Annotated in this window: 17 protein-coding genes; 7 read left to right on the top strand and 10 right to left on the bottom strand. The window is 67.1% G+C overall.

Annotation, left to right across the window (positions count from 1 at the left end):
- The first annotated feature begins 490 nt into the window (after positions 1 to 490).
- The gene (gene ddlA / locus ACZK3J_RS00925) at positions 491 to 1,585 is read left to right on the top strand and encodes a D-alanine--D-alanine ligase (RefSeq protein ID WP_049462577.1); all 1,095 of its coding nucleotides are present in this window, start codon (positions 491 to 493) and stop codon (positions 1,583 to 1,585) included.
- Positions 1,586 to 1,673: 88 nt separating this feature from the next.
- Here ddlA and ACZK3J_RS00920 read toward each other — a convergent pair whose 3' ends face one another.
- The 3 genes from ACZK3J_RS00920 to oleC all read right to left on the bottom strand — a co-directional run bounded on the left by ACZK3J_RS00920 (position 1,674) and on the right by oleC (position 4,559).
- Positions 1,674 to 1,829 (bottom strand): DUF1328 domain-containing protein, encoded by a 156-nt coding sequence (locus ACZK3J_RS00920; RefSeq protein ID WP_004153593.1) that lies wholly within the window; start codon positions 1,827 to 1,829, stop codon positions 1,674 to 1,676.
- Positions 1,830 to 1,911: 82 nt separating this feature from the next.
- Positions 1,912 to 2,904, bottom strand: a complete 993-nt coding sequence (oleD, locus tag ACZK3J_RS00915) for a 2-alkyl-3-oxoalkanoate reductase (RefSeq protein ID WP_032130147.1) — start codon at positions 2,902 to 2,904, stop codon at positions 1,912 to 1,914.
- Complete coding sequence (gene oleC, locus ACZK3J_RS00910) at positions 2,901 to 4,559, bottom strand: olefin beta-lactone synthetase (protein WP_049421105.1); 1,659 nt, start codon at positions 4,557 to 4,559, stop codon at positions 2,901 to 2,903. Before oleC ends, oleD begins: the two co-directional genes overlap by 4 nt.
- Positions 4,560 to 4,663: 104 nt before the next feature.
- Between oleC and ACZK3J_RS00905 the strand changes: the two genes are divergently transcribed.
- A complete protein-coding gene (locus ACZK3J_RS00905; protein WP_004135417.1) occupies positions 4,664 to 5,089 on the top strand; it encodes a YkgJ family cysteine cluster protein in 426 nt (141 codons plus the stop codon).
- 88 nt (positions 5,090 to 5,177) lie between these two features.
- Here ACZK3J_RS00905 and ACZK3J_RS00900 read toward each other — a convergent pair whose 3' ends face one another.
- The 4 genes from ACZK3J_RS00900 to ACZK3J_RS00885 form a co-directional block, all read right to left on the bottom strand.
- Complete coding sequence (locus tag ACZK3J_RS00900; RefSeq protein WP_329914674.1) at positions 5,178 to 6,068, bottom strand: alpha/beta fold hydrolase; 891 nt, start codon at positions 6,066 to 6,068, stop codon at positions 5,178 to 5,180.
- A gap of 95 nt (positions 6,069 to 6,163) precedes the next feature.
- On the bottom strand, positions 6,164 to 7,180 hold the full coding sequence (locus ACZK3J_RS00895) for a 3-oxoacyl-ACP synthase III (RefSeq protein ID WP_014035559.1): 1,017 nt from the start codon (positions 7,178 to 7,180) through the stop codon (positions 6,164 to 6,166).
- Between the two features lie 103 nt (positions 7,181 to 7,283).
- A complete protein-coding gene (locus tag ACZK3J_RS00890; protein ID WP_005407628.1) occupies positions 7,284 to 7,601 on the bottom strand; it encodes a DUF4156 domain-containing protein in 318 nt (105 codons plus the stop codon).
- 282 nt (positions 7,602 to 7,883) lie between these two features.
- Positions 7,884 to 10,733, bottom strand: a complete 2,850-nt coding sequence (locus ACZK3J_RS00885; RefSeq protein ID WP_478476296.1) for a M16 family metallopeptidase — start codon at positions 10,731 to 10,733, stop codon at positions 7,884 to 7,886.
- Positions 10,734 to 11,148: 415 nt separating this feature from the next.
- On the opposite strand from ACZK3J_RS00885, the gene ACZK3J_RS00880 reads away from it, so the two are divergent.
- Positions 11,149 to 11,625: an XAC0231 family protein gene (locus ACZK3J_RS00880; RefSeq protein ID WP_032130143.1), complete on the top strand. Its 477-nt coding sequence runs from the start codon at positions 11,149 to 11,151 to the stop codon at positions 11,623 to 11,625.
- A gap of 69 nt (positions 11,626 to 11,694) precedes the next feature.
- The gene (locus tag ACZK3J_RS00875) at positions 11,695 to 12,174 is read left to right on the top strand and encodes a tRNA (cytidine(34)-2'-O)-methyltransferase (protein ID WP_005407625.1); all 480 of its coding nucleotides are present in this window, start codon (positions 11,695 to 11,697) and stop codon (positions 12,172 to 12,174) included.
- A 300-nt stretch (positions 12,175 to 12,474) separates the two neighbouring features.
- On the opposite strand, the gene ACZK3J_RS00870 is transcribed toward ACZK3J_RS00875, so the two are convergent.
- Together ACZK3J_RS00870 and ACZK3J_RS00865 are read right to left on the bottom strand one after the other, a co-directional pair.
- Complete coding sequence (locus ACZK3J_RS00870; protein ID WP_478476295.1) at positions 12,475 to 12,960, bottom strand: hypothetical protein; 486 nt, start codon at positions 12,958 to 12,960, stop codon at positions 12,475 to 12,477.
- Positions 12,961 to 13,042: 82 nt separating this feature from the next.
- On the bottom strand, positions 13,043 to 14,206 hold the full coding sequence (locus tag ACZK3J_RS00865; RefSeq protein WP_032962241.1) for an acyl-CoA dehydrogenase family protein: 1,164 nt from the start codon (positions 14,204 to 14,206) through the stop codon (positions 13,043 to 13,045).
- A 257-nt stretch (positions 14,207 to 14,463) separates the two neighbouring features.
- On the opposite strand from ACZK3J_RS00865, the gene ACZK3J_RS00860 reads away from it, so the two are divergent.
- Both ACZK3J_RS00860 and ACZK3J_RS00855 read left to right on the top strand, forming a co-directional pair.
- On the top strand, positions 14,464 to 16,140 hold the full coding sequence (locus tag ACZK3J_RS00860) for an electron transfer flavoprotein-ubiquinone oxidoreductase (protein WP_478476294.1): 1,677 nt from the start codon (positions 14,464 to 14,466) through the stop codon (positions 16,138 to 16,140).
- A 65-nt stretch (positions 16,141 to 16,205) separates the two neighbouring features.
- A complete protein-coding gene (locus ACZK3J_RS00855) occupies positions 16,206 to 16,607 on the top strand; it encodes a c-type cytochrome (protein WP_032130140.1) in 402 nt (133 codons plus the stop codon).
- Here ACZK3J_RS00855 and ACZK3J_RS00850 read toward each other — a convergent pair.
- Positions 16,601 to 20,200: an ATP-binding protein gene (locus tag ACZK3J_RS00850; protein ID WP_049461850.1), complete on the bottom strand. Its 3,600-nt coding sequence runs from the start codon at positions 20,198 to 20,200 to the stop codon at positions 16,601 to 16,603. The two genes, ACZK3J_RS00855 and ACZK3J_RS00850, sit on opposite strands and share 7 nt — an antisense overlap.
- A 74-nt stretch (positions 20,201 to 20,274) precedes the next feature.
- On the opposite strand from ACZK3J_RS00850, the gene ACZK3J_RS00845 reads away from it, so the two are divergent.
- Complete coding sequence (locus ACZK3J_RS00845; RefSeq protein WP_032130138.1) at positions 20,275 to 20,913, top strand: response regulator; 639 nt, start codon at positions 20,275 to 20,277, stop codon at positions 20,911 to 20,913.
- Positions 20,914 to 21,112: the final 199 nt, after the last annotated feature.

Raw genomic sequence — 21,112 nt, 5'->3', positions numbered from 1 at the left:
GGCCGCTGCAAGTCCCCCTCCGGGGCCCGGCCCAGCCGCTGGCGGCTGTGCGTTCGGGCGCTTGCGAAGCAGTGCTTCGCAAGCAAAGCGCCCTCACCCATGTAAGCTCGGTCGCCGCATGCTCGTGTGCGCTGTCCTGCGCACACGGCAAGACCGGGGTTGGGCGTCCTGCCCAACCCGCCCGAGGCATGCCTCGGGCCCATGCGGCTCACGCCCCCGCAACCGGACCCACCCCGCCTTCGACAGGTTCCTGCGATCTGCCGGAACGACTGGGGTCGGATCCCGTTGCTGCGCAACGGGCTCTGACCCAATGCTGATGGCATCTCGCGTTGGTGGATGCCGACCTTGGTCGGCGCTGGATTTCCGGGGGTGCCAACCAGGGTTGGCCGCTACTCGAGCCGGCCGTCAGGCGGTTCATCTGTGCCTCACCTGTGCGGCAATGGAAGGTTCATGCTGTACGGCCACGCAACGCACAGGACATCGCAACACCATGGCACGGACCCGGGTCGGCATCATCTTCGGGGGCAAGTCCTCCGAGCACGAAGTTTCGCTGCAGTCGGCGAAGAACATCCTCGATGCGCTTGATCGCGAGCGCTTCGAGCCGGTGCTGGTCGGTATCGACAAGCAGGGCCAGTGGCATCTGAGCCAGCCGGATACCTTCCTGATCAATGCCGATGATCCGTCGCGCATCGCGCTGCATCGGTCCGGTACGTCGCTGGCGGTGCGCCCGGGTGTGGAACAGGCACAGCTGCAGCCCTCCGATGCGGCCAGCGCGCTGGGCCAGATCGATGTGGTGCTACCAATCGTGCACGGGCCGCTGGGCGAGGACGGTGCGCTGCAGGGGCTGCTGCGCATGGCCAACCTGCCTTTCGTCGGTTCTCCGGTACTGGGCTCGGCGGTGGCGATGGACAAGGACGTGACCAAGCGCCTGTTGCGCGACGCTGGCCTGCAGGTGGCGCCGTGGCTGTGCATCCGACGTCACCAGGCCGCTGACGTCGATGTCGATGCGGTGATCGCGCAGCTCGGCCTGCCGCTGTTCGTGAAGCCGGCAAACCAGGGTTCGTCGGTGGGTGTGAGCAAGGTCAAGGATGCAGCGGGCTTCGCCGCGGCACTGGCATTGGCGCTGCGCTACGACCACAAGGTGCTGGTCGAATCGGCGGTGGTCGGCCGTGAGATCGAGTGCGCGGTGCTGGGCAACGAACAGCCGCAGGCCAGCCTGTGCGGCGAGGTGGTGGTGCACGACGAGTTCTACGCCTACGACACCAAGTACATCAACGAGGATGGCGCCGAGGTGGTCGTGCCGGCGGATATCGATGCTGCAACCCAGGCGCGTATCCAGCAGATCGCGCTGCGGGCCTACCAGGCGCTGGAGTGTGCGGGCATGGCGCGCGTGGATGTGTTCCTCACCGCAGACGGCGAGATCGTCATCAACGAGGTCAACACGCTGCCGGGCTTCACCCGCATCAGCATGTACCCGAAGCTGTGGGGCGCCAGCGGTGTGGACTACACCACGCTGATCACGCGCCTGATCGAACTGGCGCTGGAGCGCCATGAAGCTGATCGCGGATTGCACAGCGCCGTGTAGGGGCGCTCTGTGTCTCTGTAGAGTCGAGCATGGCTCGACGCTACAAAAAGGGCGTGCCGGCCAGCGGCCGGCACTACCCTGCGGTCTTCTAGCCGCGCTTGCGGAACATCGAAATCACTGCCAGTACCAGGAACACAACGAACAGGATCCAGGCGATGTTGCTGGCGGCACCGGCGATGCCGGAGAAGCCGAGCACGGCAGCGATGATGGCGATGACGAAGAAAATAACGGCGTAATGCAGCATGGTGCTCCTCGCAGATGTCCGGGCCGTTGGATGGCGTGGGTCCATCCTCCCGATCTGGCGGTGTGCAACCAGTGATGGCGACCTATGCGGCAGATGAAGCCTTCAGCCTGCGCAGCCCTTCTTCAATGCTGACCTGCGGCACGTAGCCGAAGTCACGGCGCGCCGGCTCCATGCTGTACCAGTGCGGCGTGCACAGCTGCTCGGCCAGGAAGCGGGTCAGCGGCGGCTCGCCACGCAGGCGCAGCAGCGGCCACAGCCGCTCGCAGACCGCACCGATGCGATAAGCGGTCTTGAAGCTGATCGCCTTGTCCACCGTTGGTGCCCCCACCGCGGACAGCAGCTTGTTGACCAGCTCGCGCATGGGCAGCGGTTCGCCGTTGGAAATGAAGTAGGCCTTGCCCGCACACGCGGCACCCGGTGCCAACGCTTCGAAGGCGAGGAAATGCGCGAGCGCGGCGTTGTCGATGTAAGTGGTATCCACCTTGTTGTTGCCATCGCCCACCAGACGCAGGCGGCCCTGCCGCGCACGTTCTGCCAGGCGTGGCACCAGTTGCTGATCGCCCGGGCCCCAGATCAGGCGCGGGCGCAGCGCCACCGTCGCCAACGAGGCGTCATTGGCCGCCAGCACGCGCTGTTCGGCAATCGCCTTGGTCGCCGCATACGGTGCCTGGAAATCCTCGCCGTACGGCACCTCATCAGCCCCCAGGCCTTCCACCGGGTGGGTCGCGCGGTGGGTCACGCTGGGCGTGGAGGTGTAGACCAGCCGGCTGATGCCGTGCGCGCGGCAGGCGGCGATCACGTTGTCGGTGCCGACCACGTTGGCCTGGTGGTAGCTGTCATAGCTGCCCCAGGCGCCGGCCTTGGCGCCGTTATGGAACACCGCATCGACGCCGGCCACTGCATGCAGCACGGCCTGCGCATCGGCCAGATCGCCACGGATCTGGCCCACGCCCATGGCCTGCAGTTCCGGGTAGTGGCTGCGGTTGAACGCCAGCACCTGGTGGCCACGTTCGACCAGCCCACGGCACAGCGCCTGGCCAAGGAAACCACCACCACCGGTGACCAGGATCTTCATGCGCGCTTCTCCAGTTCGGCGCTGGCCCAGACGGCGAGCTTCTCGCGGCCGATCTTGGCGTTGTGACGGATATCGACGGGGAACGCGGGGTGCATCAGTACGTGCTGCAGGTTCGCCTCGGGCAATCGCAGGGTGGCCTGGGCGCGCAGCGCCTCGCGCAACGCCGGGCTGTCGCTCTGGCCACGCTGCAGTTCCACGCACAGCACCGGCACCTGCGCACCCGCCGGGCCAACGCCAACCAGTGCCGTGCGCGCCACACCCGGCACGGTGTTGAACACCGGCTCCACCTGTTCGGTGTACAGCGGCCCCTGTGCGGTTTCCACGCGATGGGTCTTGCGGCCGCAGAACCACAGGCGGCCCTGCGCATCGAAGTAGCCCACGTCACCCATGCGATGCACCACGCGCGTGCTGCCATCGGCCAGCGTCTCGCGGATCTTCGCCGCCGCGGTGGCCTGCGGGCGGTTGAAGTAACTGTCGGTAGCGGTCGGTCCGGCCACGGTGATCTCGCCCACCTCGCCGGTGGCCAGCACGCGCGCCTGCGACCAGTCGGCCAACGGTGCGTCATCGATGGCGATGATGCGCACCTCATTCGGTTCAACCACGCTGCCCACGCAGGTACCGGCACCGGCCTCGGTGGCGGCACGGGTGCGCTCCAGCTCGCGGCCTTCCACCACCGCCACCGGCAGGCACTCGGTGGCGCCGTACGGGGTCCAGAACTGCGCATCGGCCGGCAACAGGCTGCGGATGGTGGCGACCACATCCGGCGGCACCGGCGCACCGGCCGAGGTCACCCGGGTCACCGTCGGCAACGGCCGGCCGTGACGGGCCAGCACCCGCATCAGCGCAGGCGAGCCAAACAGTTGGGTCACGCCGAAACGCTGGATGGCATCGTGCAGGCGTGCCGGGTCGGCCTGTGCCGGCCGGGTCGGGTCCATGTCCGGGATCACCGAGGTCAGGCCCAGCGCCGGGTCGAACAAGGCAAACGGCGGGAAGGTCGGCAGGTCCACCCCGCCCGCTTCCATGCCAAAGGCACTGCCCAGCAGCTGGATCTGGCCGACGAAATGACGGTGGCGGTAGACCACGCCCTTGGGCACGCCGGTGGAGCCGCTGGTGAACAGGATCGCGGCCATGTCCTCGCCATCGGTGGCGGCCAGCATCGCCCCCCCGTTGGCACCGGCGCGCTCCAGCGCGGCCAGCGTGGTCCCGCCCCAGCCGAGGCGGCGGCCGACGGTGACCAGGCGGGTCGCCGAGGGCGCCCAGCGCAGCGCCAACCGCGCCACGTGTGCCAGCGGAATGCCAATGAAAGCCTCCGGCTGCGCCTCATCCAGGCACTGCTTCAGCGCGCGTTTGTCGATGCCCGGGTCGACCAGCACCGGCACCGCACCCAGTTTGAACAGGGCAAACATCAACAGGAAGAACTCCGGCGACGGCCGCACCATCACCACCGTGCGCACCCCGCGACCGATCCCGTAGCCTGCCAGGCCAGCCGCCATGGCGTCGCTGCGGGCGTCCAGCTGGCGGTAATCCAGGGTCACGTCGTAGGCGGCCATGCCGTTGCCGGCGCCACGGCGGCCCGGGCAGCGGATGGCGATCTGGTCGGGCCGTTCACGCGCCAGTTCAGGCAAACGGGCGGCAATATTGCAGGGTCGGTTCATCCGTTCATTGTCGCCGCTTACGGAATTTCTTGCGCGGCGGCCAACTTCGTGGAAAATCCGCACCCTCGTTCCTGATTCCGACTGCCGCCCGAGGCGGCTTGCCCATGCAACATCCCTGCATGACCTGCGGCGCCTGCTGCACCCAATACCGCGTGGCCTTCCACTGGATGGAATCAGACGAGGTCACCCCCGGCGGCGTACCGCACCAGCTGACCGAGGTGCTGGACCCGCATCGCCTGTGCATGCGCGGCACCCACTCCAAGCCGGTACGCTGCGTGGCGCTGGATGCGCAGATCGGCGTGTATTCACGCTGCACCATCCACCCCAACCGGCCCAGTGTGTGCCGTGAGGTGGATGCGTCGTGGGAGTACGGCAAGGCCAGCCCGCAATGCGACAAGGCGCGCATCGCCTATGGCCTGGATCCGTTGACCCTGGCCGACTGGCGCTGGCGCGACGAAGCGGGCAACGACGACGACCACCCGGACGACAACGGCAACAGCCCGTCACCGCAGGCGCCGATCGCGGCGTAGTGGTAGTGCCGGCCGCTGGCCGGCAACCTCATGAACCCGGCGCGCATTGCGCGCTTGCCGGCCAGCGGCCGGCACTACCGGGAACCGATCAGATCGGGTTCTTGTCCAGGAACGCGCGGATTTCCGGCACCAGCACTTCGTGCTTGTCTTCCAGCACGTAATGCCCGGCGTCCTCGAAGGCATGCACCTGGGCCTGCGGCAGCGCAGCCTGGAAGCCCTTCAGGAAGTGGTGGTCGAACACGAAGTCGCGCAGGCCCCAGCCGAGGAAGGCCGGGCGGTCCGCGAACGACGGCAGCGCTTTGCCGGCACGCTCCAGCAGCGACCAGGCCTTGTCGGCCGGCGACAGCGGGATGTCCTGCATGAAACGGATGGTGCTGATGCGGTTGGCGTAGCTGTTGTACGGCGACACGTAGGCGCGGCGCACGTCGGCCGGCATCTTCCGCTCCACGCCCAGCCACGAGGCACCGGACGAGAACGCGTTGAAGGTGCGGATGATCCACTCGCCGATCTTCCAGTGGCGGCCCAGCGCGATCTGCCACGGCATCGTCTTCGCCGCCGGCATCGGGAACGCGGCGGTGTTGAGCACCACCAGGCGCTTCACCTGGTCGTGGTGCGACAGCGCCCAGCCGAAGCCGATCATGCCGCCCCAGTCGTGCACGGCCAGGGTCACCGGACCGGTGATGCCCAGGTGCTTCAGCAGCGCGTCGAGATCGTCCACGCGCGACTGCAGCGTGTACTCGTAGCGGCTGTCATCGGGCTTGTCCGACAGGCCCATGCCGATGTGATCCGGCACGATGCAGCGGTACGTGTCCGACAGGCCGGCCACCAGCGTGCGCCAGTAATAGCTCCACGACGGGTTGCCGTGCACCATCACCACCACTTCGCCATCGCGCGGGCCTTCGTCGAGATAGTTCATCGACAGGCCGGGGCGGACCTCGAAGCGCTGCGGGTGGGCGGGGTAACCGGGAAGCTGGGACATCGAATCGCACCTGTAGAAAGGGCCGGTAGAACCGGCCCCTGGACACTTGGAAAAATCATCGCTGCCCATCGTGCAGCAGGTCAGCGGTGACTTTGTTACCAGACCACTTCAGCCATCGAGCAGTTCAGGCCCGAGCCAATGCCCAGAAGCGCGATGCGATCGCCCTTCTTCAGCTTGCCCAGCTGCTTGAGCTTGCTCAGCACGATCGGCACCGAGGCCGGGCCGATGTTGCCGTGCTCGCCGAAGATGGTCATGACCTTCTTCGGGTCGATGCCGAAGTTCTTGATGAACGCAGCAGTGTGCGGCTGGCTGACCTGGTGGATCACGAACTGGTCCAGCTCTTCCACGGCCCAGCCCAAGGCGATCTTGGCCGCGGTGAAGGTCTTCTGGGCCAGCTTGATGCCTTCGATCAGCAGCAGGCGGGTGTCGGTGACCATGCGGTCCAGGTTGCCCAGGCACAGCTGGTTCCACTCGGTGGCCGAGCGGGTCACGCCACCCTTGTAGCGCGGGGCGTCCGGTACCAGTTCCGAGCGCGCCATCACCATCGCGGCGGCGCCCGAACCCGTGGTCAGGGCGGCCAGCTCGTTGCGGAAGTCGTCGGCGGTGACGTCCGGGGCGGTCATCCGCTCCAGGGTCTTCTCGTACACCAGGTTGGCGGTCTCGCCATCCACCACCAGCGCGTAGTCGATGTCGCCGCGCTCGATCATGCGCGCCGCGATATCCATGCCGTTGATGAAGGCCAGGCAGGCATTGGCGACGTCGAAGGTCATGCACTCGTCGCTGACGCCGAGGTTGCCCGACACGATGGAGGCGGTGGACGGCTCCAGGTAGTCGCGGCTGACCGAGGTGTTGACCAGCAGGCCAACCTGCGTTGCATCGATGCCCGCGTCTTCCAGCGCCTTGCGGCCGGCCATGGTGGCGGCATCGGACGCAAGCACGCCGTTGTCCCACAGGCGGCGGGCATGGATGCCGGCGATATCGCCGAGCACGTCGGTGCGGATACCGAGGCGATCCAACGTCGGCTGCAGCCGCTCGTTGATTTCCTTGGTCGTCAGCGTGTGCGGCGCATCAACGTGTGCCAGGCCGGCGATCGAGACATTCTTGAAGAGCATCGAGGTTAGCGCCAAGGCTCAGGCAAAAGGGGGCGCTATTCTATAACCCCCGGGGCCTTCACCGCATCTTTACGAATTCAGGCTTGGCCGTATGGTGAAGCGTTCAGCGCGGCGGGCACTGGAAAGCGGCGAAGCGCTGGCTGCCATCGGCCGGAGCGGCGGCAGCCTGTACGGCGTTGGCGCCTGCGCTCGGGGCCTCGTTGCGGGCCAGGGTTTCCAGCTCTTCCTGCACACGCAGCGGGTTGCGGTTGTAGAAGCCGACCTTGCTCTTCACGGTGACCACCACCTCGCCCTTGGCGATGCAGCCAGCGGGAACCGGGCCTGCCGGCAGCACGCGGGTCGCCTTGCCGGCCGGTTCGATCGGCACCCAGGTACAGGCGGTGACGGTGAGCAGCAGGGAGGAAAGCAGCAGAACGCGCATGGGCAGATCCTGGAAGGGTATGGGGGGATTCTGCCTGAACAGCCTGAATCGGGGGTAGCCGGTGGGTGGGGTCAGATCCCCCGCAGGGGAGCCTGACCCCGCCTTCGGGTCACGGAGTTGCCGACCAGCGGCCGGCACTACCACGGCAAGGTTGCCGGCCAGCGGCCGGCACTACCAGAGCAAGGTTGCCGGCCAGCGGCCGGCACTACCAGAGCAAGGTTGCCGGCCAGCGGCCGGCACTACCTGGGGAGGCCTGCCCGCGGGGGCGGGCAGGCGCATCCCTCATTTCTTGACCGGGTTGCCTTCGGCGTCGATCACCGTCACCTCGCCCAGGTTCAGCGCACGCACGGCCGCTTCGGTCTGCTTGAGATCACCCACCACCACCCAGGTCAGCGCCTGTGGCTTGATCTCGGCGGCGGCCTGCTGCACCTGCGCCGGGGTCATCGCCTCGATCTCGGCCTTGCGGCGCAGCACGTAGTCATCCGGGCGCTTGAACTGCACGATCGAACCGATGGTCGACGCCACCGCGCTGGCGGTCTCGTAGGCACCGGGCAGGCTCAGGGTCTGGATGTTGCGGATGCGGTTGACCTCGGCGGCGGTGGCCGGCTTGCTGCCGTCGGCGAACGCGGCGATTTCCTTGCGCATTTCCGCCATCGCCGGGCCGGTCTTGTCGATCTGCACCGGCGCGCTGGCCATCCACGGGCGCTGGCCCACCGAATTGATCGCGCTGCTGCGCGCACCATACGACCAGTGCTTGTCCTCACGCAGGTTCATGTTCAGGCGCGAGGTGAAGTCGCCACCGATCACGCCGTTGGCGATATCGAAGCGGGTCGAGCTGGTGGCGCTGGACGGCGCGACCACCTGGCCGGCGAACAGGTTGGCCTGCACCGCGCCCGGCTGGTCGATCAGGAACACACGCGGGCCCTTCGGCAATGCGACGTCGGTCGCCGCCTTCACCTGCGGAGCATCGCCGGCAGCCTTCCAGTCGCCCAGCTGCTTGTCCAGCAGCGGCACGATTTCCGCCAGCGTGGTATCACCGACCACGATCAGGGTGCCGTTCTGCGGGCGCAGCCAGTCGTGGTGGAAATCAACCAGATCTTCGCGGGTCAGGCCGCTGATCGCCGCCTCATCGCCACTGCCGGTGAACGGAATGGCATACGGGTGGCCCTTGCCATACAGCAGTGGCGGCAGCACGCGCATCGCCACCGCACCCGGGTTGACCTTCTCCTGCTGGATGCCGGCGATCCAGGTCGCCTTGACCCGGTCGATCTCACCCTGCTCGAAGCGCGGCTCGCGCAGCAGGTCGCGGTACAGCGCCAGCGACGGTGCCAGGTTTTCCTTCAGTGCCGACAGGTCCACGCTCATCGAGTCCAGGCCGGCCGAGGCATCCAGGCTGGCGCCCAGCGCATCGGCAGCATCGGCGAAGGCCAGCGAGCCGAGCTTGCCGGCGCCTTCGGTCATCAGGCTCATGGTGAAGTTGGCGGTGCCCGGCTTGCGGCCCTGGTCGGCGCTGAAGCCACCCGGGAACTGGTAGCTGAACTGCACCACCGGAATCTCGTGGCGCTCGGCCAGGATCACCTGGGTGCCGTTCTTCAGCGTGGCGCGCTGCAGCGCCGGGAACTTCAGCTGCGGGAACTCGCGGGTCTGCGGTACGCCGGCCTTGCGGTCGACCTGCTCGGGCAGCGTGCTGTACTTGGGATCCACCGCAGGAACGTTGAACGGCTTCGGCGCCTGGCTCGGGTCTTCCTTCAGCGCCACACGCTCACCCGGTGCGATCACCAGGGTGTGGCTGCCCTTGTCCAGCCACTGCGCACCCAGCCGGCTCAGATCAGCGGCACTGGCCTTCTCGATGTTGGCCAGCGAGGTGCGGAAGCAGCCCGGGTCGCCGGTGAACACCGCGCACTCGGCCAGTGCGTCGGCCTTGCCACCAAAGCCGCCGATGCGCTCGATGCCGCGGATGAAGCCGGCGCGGGCACCGGTCTTGGCGCGCTCCAGCTCGGCCGCGGTCGGGCCCTGCTTGATCAGGCGGTCCAGTTCCTCGTCGATGATCTTCTCGACCTTGGCCGGGTCCTGGCCCTGCTTGACCGTCGCCATGATCACGAAGTTCGAACCCAGCTGCGAGGTCGAAAGGCCCGAGGCGATGCTGTCCACCAGTTTGTCCTGGTGCTGCAGGCGCTGGCTCAGGCGCGAGGACTTGGCGCCGCCCAGGACCTGCGCGAACAGCTGCAGCTGATCGACATCGGTGGTGCCGACCTGCGGCACGTTCCAGGCGCGGTAGATGCGCGCCTGCGGCACCTTGTCGGTCATCGTCTCGCGCGTGTCGGCGCTGCGCTTGGCCACGTTCACTGCCGGCTGCGCCATGGTCGGGCCGGCCGGGATGCTGCCGAAGTACTTGCCGACCTTTTCCTTGGCAGTGGCCAGGTCGATGTCGCCGGCCAGCACCAGCACCGCATTGTTCGGGCCGTACCAGGTGCGGAACCAGGTCTTCACGTCATCCAGCGACGCCGCGTTCAGATCGTTCATCGAACCGATCACGCCGTGGTGATACGGGTGGCCTACCGGGTACAGCGCCTTGTTGAGCTGGTCCCAGGCCTGACCGTACGGCTGGTTCTCGCCCTGGCGCTTCTCGTTCTGCACCACGCCACGCTGCTCGTCCAGCGCCGCCTGGTCGATCGCACCGACCAGATGGCCCATGCGGTCCGACTCCATCCACAGCGCCATGTCCAGCGCGGTGGTGGGCACGTTCTCGAAGTAGTTGGTGCGGTCGGTATTGGTGGTGCCGTTCTGGTTGGTGGCACCGACCTGCTTGAACGGTTCGAAGAATTCGCCGTCGTGGTTTTCGCTGCCCTGGAACATCAGGTGTTCGAACAGGTGCGCGAAGCCGGTACGGCCTGCCGGTTCGTCCTTGCTGCCCACGTGGTACCAGACGTTGACGGCGACGATCGGCGCCTTGCGATCGGTATGCACGATCACGCGCAGGCCGTTGGGCAGGGTGAACTGCTCATACGGGATATCGACCTTGGCCGGTGCGGTCGGCTTGGCCGCCAGCGCATGGGAAGGCACAAGCGTGCCCAGGGCGGTGCTGAGGGCGACGGCCAGCAGTGCAGCGCGCGGGCGAAGGGCGAGAGACATATCCGGATCCTTGGTCACATAGGTGAACCCCGATCCTAGCCTGCGCACGCAGCGGCAGGAATCGGCCAGCAGTCACTGGGGGTGTTTGCCCCTGTGCCCCATCCGCAGCGCCGATCTGCGCTGCCTGACCGGTCACAAGCGCCCGCCAGGACCGTCCGGACAGTGTCCGCAGCACATCGAATGGACAGGTGTCCGCCTACCGGACACTTCTCGACCGAACAAAAACTCTTGCAAATCAACAACTAAAAGTTGGCACGGGGATTGCTTGGTACTTCCTGCGCCAGGAAGGGCTTCAGATGAAAGCTGACTGAAGACTGAACAAATGCAGGAAACCGAAAATTTTCCTTGCAAGCCCAGAATCGGTGTACTACATTACTACCACACCACTGATCACCAACACTAAACAGGCCCCGTCATGAACGCCAAGACCATTGCCATCGCCATCGCACTGATCGCCGGCACCGCGGTTGTTTCGTCGGTGCAGGCCTCCGAATCCATCCAGACCCTGGCCACCGTGCAGGTCCGCCCGGCCGCCGACCAGCTGGCCCAGCAGGCCTGGGAACAGGCCAGCGGCATCCCGACCCTGGCCACCGTGGAAGTGCGCCCGAGCGCCGACCAGCTGGCCGAGCGCAATGGCTACGTTGCCGCCCCGGTTGCTGCCGCGATGCCGATCACCACCCTGGCCTCGGTGGAAGTGCGCCCGAGCCTGGAACAGCGCGTCGCCCTGGCCGCCGAAATGGAAGCCCAGCGCTACGCCGCCACCCTGGCTGCTGCCGCCACCAACGTCGCCAACTCGGTCATCGTCAACCTGCCGGCCCTGCAGGTGCGCCCGAGCGCCGCCGACCTGCAGGCCCTGGCCACCGAAACCGCCCAGGTCCTGCTGCGCCCGTAAGCGGTGCCGCCCTGCCCAGCGCAGGGCGTGCGCCGTAAAGGCGGCGGTCGTCGCAGGTACACTGCGCCGATGAATGCCGCGCCCCAGTTCCATGTGATCCTGTTCCAACCGGAAATCCCGCCCAACACGGGCAATGTGATCCGGCTCTGCGCCAACACCGGCGCGCAGCTGCACCTGGTCGAGCCGCTCGGCTTCGCACTGGAAGACAAGCAGCTCAAGCGCGCCGGCCTGGACTACCACGAGTACTCGCGCCTGCAGGTCCACCCCGACCTGGACACCGCGCTGGCGCGGATCGCACCGAAGCGCTTGTTCGCACTGAGTACCCGGGCCAGCGTGCGCTACGACAGCGTGGCGTTTGAAGATGGTGATGCCTTCCTGTTCGGCCCGGAAAGCCGCGGCCTGCCGCAGGACGTGCTCGATGCCTTGCCCGATGGCCGCCGCCTGCGCCTGCCGATGCGGCCGGACAACCGCAGCCTCAATCTTTCCAACACCGTCGCCGTGGTGATGTATGAAGCGTGGCGGCAGCACGGGTTTGCCGGCGGGGCGTAACGCCACGCGTCTCTCTTCTGCCCAATTGCTGTGGCGGGCGCATGCGTTCATGGGCGTTACTTTTCTTTCCGCGCGGAAAGAAAAGTAACCAAAAGAAACGCGCCGCCATCCGCGAGCCGGTGCTGCGCACCGGTACCCTGCGCTCCTCGGCCCGCCGGGGGACGCCGCGGAACTCGCTGCGCTCAGACACCCGCGCCTCTTCGCCCCCGCCGGACCCGCGGTGCTCGGCTCGCTTCAAGGCGGACCCAACAGCCGCTCAGTAGATCCACGCCATGCGTGGATATCTTCCGCCTGGATCAATCAGGAGCGGGCGCCATCGCGTTGCCTGGAATGCGTACGATTGCCCGCAGAAGGAAACTCCAGACCATCAATATCAGCATGCGTGCCGCACAAGCCCAAGCCCATTGCCGTCGGGTCGATCCCGCCGGATGAGATTCTCAGCACACCTGCATGTTGCTCGATAGCCACTGTGCCTAGTTCGGACTGATGAATCAGCTTTCCGCCTTCTGGCTTCATATACAGCACGAAGGAGCAGACGTGCTGCATCGCCTGGGTACTGTGCAGCTCAACCCTATAGCCCAGTGATTCTTCGACAATCGACAGGCTGTCCCTGAACCCATCGCGGCAACTGCGCCCGCTGCCCGGTTCGGTACACAGATCGCTCGCCTGCGAATAGCTGCCTGTCCATGCCCCATGATCGCTGTCGCCTGCCCACGCCATCTGCAGCACGGAGGCTTGAAGAAGCAGCGAGAGACACAGCAGCCTTACAGCGGGATTGTTCTTCATTCAGCTTGCATCTCCGGATAGGCGTCTCATTTCGCCCACCCTACTCGGCAACGCCGGCCAGCGGCCGGCACTACCGGTGCACTCAGAACGCGTTGATGCCGGTCAGTTCGCGGCCGATCACCAGCTGGTGCACGGTCTCGGTGCCTTCATAGGTGATCACCGATTCCAGGTTCAGCGCGTGCCGGATCGCCACGTGCTCGGTGGTGATACCAGCGCCGCCCAGCAGATCGCGACACTCGCGGGCGATGTCGATGGCCATGCGGCAGTTGTTCCACTTGGCCAGGCTGACCTGCTGCGGCTGCAGCTGGCCGGCTTCCTTCAGGCGGCCCAGCTGCAGCGCCAACAGCTGCGCGGTGGTGATGCGGCGGGCCATTTCGGCCAGCTTGATCTGCGCACTCTGCGTGGCGGCCAGCGGGCGTCCGAACAGCACGCGCTCCTTGGCATAGCCCAGTGCTTCATCCAGGCAGGCAATGGCGGCACCGATCGGGCCCCAGCTGATGCCGTAGCGGGCCTGGGTCAGGCAACCCAGCGGCCCCTTCAGGCCCTTCACGTTCGGCAGGCGGTGGCTGTCGGGCACGCGCACGTCATCGAAGAACAGCGCGCCGGTCAGCGATGCACGCAGGCTCATCTTGTGCTTGATCTCCTGCGTAGTGAAGCCGGCCATGCCCTTTTCCAGCACGAAGCCCTGGATGCCGTCCTCGGTCTGCGCCCAGACGATGGCCAGGTCGGCCACCGGGCCGCTGGTGATCCACATCTTGCTGCCGCTGATGCGCCAGTCGCTGCCGTCACGCACCGCGCGGGTCTTCATGCTGGCCGGATCGGAACCGCCGTGCGCCTCGGTCAGGCCGAAGCAGCCAATCAGTTCGCCGCGCGCCATCGCCGGCAGCCACTGCTGGCGCTGTTCCTCGCTTCCGTAGGCATAGATCGGGTACATGCACAGCGAGCTCTGCACCGAGACGAAGCTGCGCAGGCCTGAATCGCCGCGCTCCAGCTCCTGGCAGATCAGGCCATAGCTGACCGCACCCAGGTCGCCGCCGCCGTACTCGGCTGGCAGGGTCGCGCCCAGCAGGCCCAGCGAGGCGATCTCCGGCACCAGTTCAGATGGGAAGCGGGCCTGGTCAAAGGCATCGCCGATGATCGGCAGCACGCGCTCGTTGGTGAAGCGGGCGACGCTCTCCTGCACCGCGCGCTCTTCCTCGTTGAGCAGGGAACGGACATCGAACAGATCGTACGGATGCAAAGCCATGGCACTCACGCGCAGTCAGGACCCGGCCATTGTCGGTCATCCGGGCAGAGCGTGCCGACCAAGGTCGGCACCCACCAGAGCGACGGCCCTACGCTGCAATGCAGCAATCCAGGTGTGAACATCGGCGATCTAGCTCGATCACGCGCGGCCCGGTACCCTGACACATTCAAACAACCGTTTCGCTCGTGGCTGCACGCGCGATTCCCAGGCACCGCCGGTGGCCCCGATGCCGGCCCTACCCACGAGTCATGCAATCGATGAGCGCTGAAGCCAACGCCCTGCCCCCGCGTGAAGTAATGGAGTTCGACGTGGTGATCGTCGGCGCCGGCCCCGCCGGCCTGGCCACCGCGATCCGCCTGCGCCAGCGCGCGATCGAAGCCGGCCGCGAACTGTCGGTGTGCGTGCTGGAAAAAGGCTCCGAGCCGGGCGCGCACGTGCTGTCCGGTGCGGTGATGGATCCGCGTGCGCTGACCGAGCTGTTCCCGGACTGGGCCCAGCGCGGCGCACCGCTGAAGCAGAAGGTCACCCGCGACGAATTCCTGTTCCTCAGCGAAACCGGCGCACGCAGCACGCCCAACGCGCTGCTGCCGGAGTGCTTCCACAACGAAGGCAACTACATCATCAGCCTGGGCGAAGTGACCCGCTGGCTGGCGCAGCAGGCCGAGGCGCTGGAAGTGGCGATCTTCCCGGGCTTTGCCGCCGCCGAAGTGCTGTATGGCGACAACGGTGAAGTGATCGGCGTAGCGACCGGCGACATGGGCATCGAGAAGGACGGCAGCATCGGCCCGGCCTTCGAGCGCGGCATGGCGCTGCACGCCAGGTACACGATCTTCGCCGAAGGCGCACGCGGCCACCTCGGCCGCCAGCTGATCGCGCGCTACAAGCTGGACGAAGGCAAGGACCCGCAGGCCTACGGCATCGGCATCAAGGAACTGTGGCAGATCGACCCGGCCAAGCATGAGCCGGGCCTGGTGGTGCACGCCGCCGGCTGGCCGCTGGACAGCGACACCTACGGTGGTGCGTTTCTGTACCACGCCGACGGCGGCAAGGTCGCCATCGGTTATGTGGTTGGCCTGGACTACAGGAACCCGTGGCTGAGCCCGTTCGAAGAGTTCCAGCGCTTCAAGACCCACCCGTCCATCCGCAAGCACCTGGAAGGCGGCACCCGCATCGGTTACGGCGCGCGTGCGATCACCGCCGGCGGCCTGCTGTCGCTGCCGAAGACGGTGTTCCCGGGTGGCGCGCTGGTCGGCTGCGAGGCCGGCTACCTCAACGCCAGCCGCATCAAGGGCAGCCATGCCGCGATCAAGACCGGCATGCTGTGCGCCGATGCCGCGTTCGACGCGCTGGCCGCCGACCGCCAGCACGATGAACTGAGCGCCTACCCGAAGGCGTTCGAAGCCAGCTGGCTGTTCACCGAACTGCAGCAGGCCAAGAACTTCAAGCAGTGGTTCAAGAAGGGCCAGACCGTGGCCACGCTGATGACCGGCGTGGAGCAGTGGCTGCTGCCGAAGCTGGGCGTGCGCAATCCGCCGTGGACCCTGCACCGCACGCAGCCGGATCACGTCTGCCTGGAGCCGGCGGCCAAGCACACCCGCATCGCCTACCCGAAGCCGGATGGCGTGCTGACCTTCGACCGTCTCAGCTCGGTGTTCCTCAGCAGCACCAACCACGACGAGAACCAGCCCAGCCACCTGACGCTGAAGGACCCCAGCATTCCGGTGAAGGTGAACCTGGCCGAGTACGCCGGCCCGGAAGCCCGCTACTGCCCGGCGGGTGTGTACGAGTTCGTCGGTGAAGCCGATAACGCGCGCCTGCAGATCAACGCGCAGAACTGCGTGCACTGCAAGACCTGCGACATCAAGGACCCGACCCAGAACATCGTCTGGGTGACCCCGCAGGGCGGTGGCGGCCCGAACTATTCGGGCATGTGATTGCTCCGGGCTGCGACCGCGTGTCGCAGCCCACCTGCCCCGCTGCGTCGCTATCCTGCCCGCCCATGCGTGCTTTCCGCCTGCTCATCACCATTGCTTTGACCCTGGCGGCCACGGCCTGCCAGCGCCCGCCTGCGGCACCGGCCACGCCGGAACAGGCGCAGCAGCAGGCCATGCAGCGCGCGTTCGAGCTGTGTGCCGGCTGCCACACCGTGCAACCTGGTGGCATCCACCGCTTCGGACCCAATCTGCACGGCGTGATCGGCCGCCGCGCTGGCAGCCTGCCGGACTATGGCTATTCCGACGGCATGCGCCGCGCCGATATCACCTGGACCGCGCAGACCCTGGATGCGTTCCTGCAGTCGCCCACCCACGTGGTGCCCGGCACGCGCATGTACAACGCCTTCCCCAGCGCCGAACGCCGCGCACTGGTGATCGCCTACCTGCAGCAGCAGTCGGCTCAGTGAGCCAGGCGCTGCAGCTGTCGCTGCAGCCGTGCCACAAATTCCGCCACTGCCGCGAACAACGGCGCCACATCGGTTTCCGCCGCATCCTGCAGACGCTCCACCAGCGCATTGGCCTGCCCGGCCAGCACTGTCGCTCCCACCGCGCCCAACCCACCGGCCTGGCGATGCAGGTGCAGTGCGGCCGCCTCGCGATCTCCAGCCTGCAGCGCGTGCTTCACGGCGGCAAGATCGCCTTCGCTGGCCTGCAACAGGCTGTCGCGCAGCTGCTCGGCCACCGCACGCGAGCCGAAGCGCCGCTGCAGGCTGTCCAGATCGGGCAGCGTCCCACCATCGTCGGCAGCGGACCCGGCCTGCGGCTCCTCGAACGACTGTCCCTGCGCCTGCGGCAACCAGCGCAGCAGTGCGGTGCGCAGCGTGGCCAGTGACAGCGGTTTGGCCAGCACTTCGTCCATGCCGGCCTCGCGGCAGCGCCGTGCATCGTCATCCAGCACGCTGGCGGTCAGCGCCAGCACGGTCAGCCGCGGCTGGCCGTTGCGGCCCTCGCGTTCGCGCAGCAGGCGGGTGAAACCGAAGCCATCGAGCACCGGCATCCGGCAGTCGGTGATCACCAGATCGAAACTCTCCGACGACAGCCGATCCAAGCCCTGCTGGCCGTCACCGACCATCACATGCGGCACCCCCAGCTGCTGCAGTCGCCAGGCCATCATCGCCTGGTTGGTCGGGTGGTCTTCGATCACCAGCACCCGCGCCTGGCGCAACGCCTGCGGCAGCAGCGAGGCCTGTTCCTGCTCGGCGACCAGCGCTTCCACATCACCGCTGCCGGCTTCCACCAGCGACAGCCGCACCTCGGCGAGGGTCCCTTCGCCCAGCGTGCTGTGCAGCTCCAGCTCGCCGTCCATCATCTGCACCAGGCGCTGGCAGATGCTCAGGCCCAGGCCGGTACCCCCATGGTCGCGCTGGATGTAGGCACCAGCCTGGGTAAACGGCGCAAACAGGTGCTGCAGCTGTTCCGGCGCGATGCCGATACCGGTGTCGGTGACGCTCAGGCACAGCGGCTGGCTGCCGTCTTCGGCGGTCGGCCCCAGCACGTCCAGCTGCAGCCGCACTTCGCCGCGCACGGTGAACTTGATGGCGTTGCTGAGCAGGTTGAACACGATCTGGCGCAGGCGCACGCCATCCACTTCGTGCGCGGCCGCCAGCTGCGGGTCGATCTGCACGTGCAGGTCCAGCCCACGTGCACTGGCCTGCGCCGACAACAACCGGCACACGCTTTCCAGCAATGGCCGCAGCGGCTGCGGCACCGGTTCCAGGCGCAGCGCGCCGGCCTCCAGCCGCGAGTAGTCAAGAATATCGTCGAGGATCTGCCGCAGCATCTGCGCCGAATCCTCGATCACCCCGAGGATGCGCTGCTGCTCGGCATCCAGCGGCGAATGCGCCAGCACTTCCAGCATGCCCAGCACGCCACTCATCGGCGTTCGGATTTCATGGCTCATGGTCGCCAGGAAACGCGACTTCGCCTCCGCCGCCTGTTCGGCGTCAGCCTTGGCCGCAGTCAGGGCCTCGGCCTGTGCACGCGCCTCGCTGACATCCACCCAGTATCCACTCCAGGTGACCACGCCCGCTTCCGCCGCATAGGGATGGGCCTGGCTGCGCACCCAGCGCGCGCCGGTGCCTTCAGGTCGCAGCCGGAACTCGAGAACAAGCGGTGCGAACTGGCGCGCCGCCTGCTCGACCGCATGCAGGATGTGCTCGCGGTCGTCTTCCTCGATGCGCTCCAGCAGGCACATTGCATCCTGTTCGGCCTGCTGCCGGCTGATCCCGAACAACGCCTGCAGGTCACCGGCAATGAACGGGAAGCTGAGGGTTCCGTCTGCCGCGCGGCGAGCCTGATAGACCACGGCGGGCAGGTTGTCGGTGACTTCGGCCAGGCGCTGTTCCAGGTGACGCCGTCCGGCCACCTCGCGGCGCAGCCGCCAATGCCCGATGGCGTGCACCAGCAGCGCGGTGAGCAGCACCAGCAGCAGCGGCACGCCCCAGCGCATCGCGCTGTTCCAGTCCAGGCCGTTGCGGTACTCGACGGCCAGCCAGTCCCCGCGCAGGGCCTCGCGCTTGCGCGGCGTCATCTGCAGCAGCAGGCGGTCGAAGGTGGTGGCCAGGGCGGCATGGCGGCGCTCAACCGCCAGCACCAGCTGATCGTTGAAACCTGCCGGTGCCGCCACCTGCAGGCGCCCCGGGAAGCGGTTGCGCAGCAGATGGTCAACCAGTGCCAGGTTGCCTACGTAGGCATCGGCGTCGCCATTGATCAGGCGCTGCAGGGCCTGTTCCGCGCTGCGTGCCGCGATGATCCGCGCCTGCGGCGCCTGCTGCAGCACATAGCCACGCACACGTTCCGGATCAGACAGCAGCACCCGCTTGCCCTGCAGGTCGGACAGGCCCAGCAACGCCGGGCTGTCACGCCGGCTGACGATCACGTTCGGCACGCTGATGAAGGGCTGGCTGAACACCCAGTCCGGGCCCAGGTAGCGAGAATCGGCAGGAATGCCCATCACCGCCTGCAGCTCGCCGCGACGCGCTTTCTCGCGCACCTCGTACCAGTCATGGCTGTTTTCCACCTGCAGGTTGGCGCCAGCCTGCAGCAGGCGCCGCAGGTATTCGCTGGCCAGGCCACTGGGGTTGCCATCCTGGTCCGCGAACGACAGCGGCGCCGCGTTCGGCGCGAAGCCGATCTTCAACGGCTGCTCCAATACCCGTTTTTCGGCCTGGCTCAACGCCAGCTGTGCCGATGCCGACCACTGCGGAGGTGGCAGCCAGCGCTGCACCAGCGCATCGCGCTGGGCCTGGCTGGTCGCAGCCAGTGCCAGGTCCAATGCTTCGGCCAACGGCTGCTTGCTGTTGGGAACACCGAAGTGCAGCCGTTCGGGCGGCAGATCGCTGGGGCGCAGCAGCACGACCCCCTGCAGGTCCTCGCGTGCGATCAGTTCGGTGGCCACGTAGGCATTGCCGATGTAAACGTCTGCCTTGTCGTCTCTGACCATCTCCAGCGCCGCCAACGAGCTGTTTGCGACAAGCTGTCGTGCCCGGGGAAAGCGCGCCCGCACCTGCGGGCCGGTCAGGAAGTCCTGCTCGATCACCACCCGCAGTCCATCCAGGTCGGGGATGTCGGAGGCACGCAGGTCATCCGGGCGTCCCACCAGGGCCAGCGCTGCCTCGCCATAGGCGGCGGTATAGACCATGCAGCGGGTGCGGTCGGCACTGAGACCGACATTCATCACTACATCGATCTCGCCACGACATGCCGCATCCAGCACGGATGTCCAGTCGGGATAGCGCCGCGCCTCCACCTTCACGCCCAGCTGACGGGCGAGAAGCGACAGATAATCCGGGCCCAGGCCGACCTGCTGGCCATCACGGAGGGACTCGAACGGCGGCCAGCCACTGTCATACTGGCCCACGACGATGCTCGGATGCGCGGCAAGGTACTCGCGCTGCAGCGGGCTGAGCGGCAACAGCCCAGGCACCGCCTGTGCCAGCGCCGCAGGCAGCACCAGCACGGCCAGCAGCAGGACCAGCCCGCGAACAGCCCAGCTACGCATCGGCGTTGATCTCCTAGAATCTGCCAGGAACCGCGATGGTCGCGGTCCGGCGTGCCCGGTGGCCATACTAGAGCATGAGCTTGCGCATCATCATCGCAGACGACCACCCGGTGGTCCGTATCGGTACCCGTGCCGTCATCGAATCGAGCGGGGTGGGCCGCGTGGTCGGCGAAGCCGACAGCGCGCAGGCGCTGATGGCCCTGCTCGGCAGCCAGCCCTGTGACCTGCTGGTCACCGACTACTCCATGCCGGGCAGTCCCCAGGCCGACGGCTTCGCCATGATCGGCATGATCCGCCGCCGTCATCCCGACCTGCCGGTGCTGATGCTCAGTGTCTCCAACAACCTGGCGATCCTGCGCATGGTGCTCGACAGCGGCGTGCTCGGCCTGGTCGACAAGAGTTCGTCGATGGACGAACTGCCACAGGCCATCCAGGCGGTCTACCGGGGCCAGCCCTACATCAGCCGCAGCCTGCGCGAGCGGGTCGAGGCCGCTGGCAGCTGGCGCATGCGCGAGGGCGACGGCAAGCCACTGTCGCCACGCGAGGTGGAGGTGCTGCGGCTGCTGGGCACCGGCATGACCGTGAAGGAAATCTCGCTGCAGCTGCACAAGAGCGTCAGTACCATCAGCCGGCAGAAGGGTGACGCCATGCTCAAACTGGGCCTCAAGGGCGACGCCGAGCTGTTCGATTACCTGCGCGACGGCAAGATCTGAGAGCCAGATCACACAAGAAGGGCAGCTGCCACCGCCCTCTTTGACCGGCCGCCGATCTGTGCCAAGATGGTACGGCATGAGTTCTCAATGCGAGGTCGAAGGAATCGACCGGCTCATGTCCTCGCTCCCGTCCCTGGTGGACGTGGCGCGGTTTCCTGCCGGCCGTCTGGCCCGGCAACGCTGACCATGGAGAGGCGCA

The sequence above is a fragment of the Stenotrophomonas sp. 86428_Sma genome (genome assembly GCF_056481585.1).
Note: the sequence above shows the minus strand (reverse complement) of the source record. Positions and strands in the feature narration are given on the sequence as shown.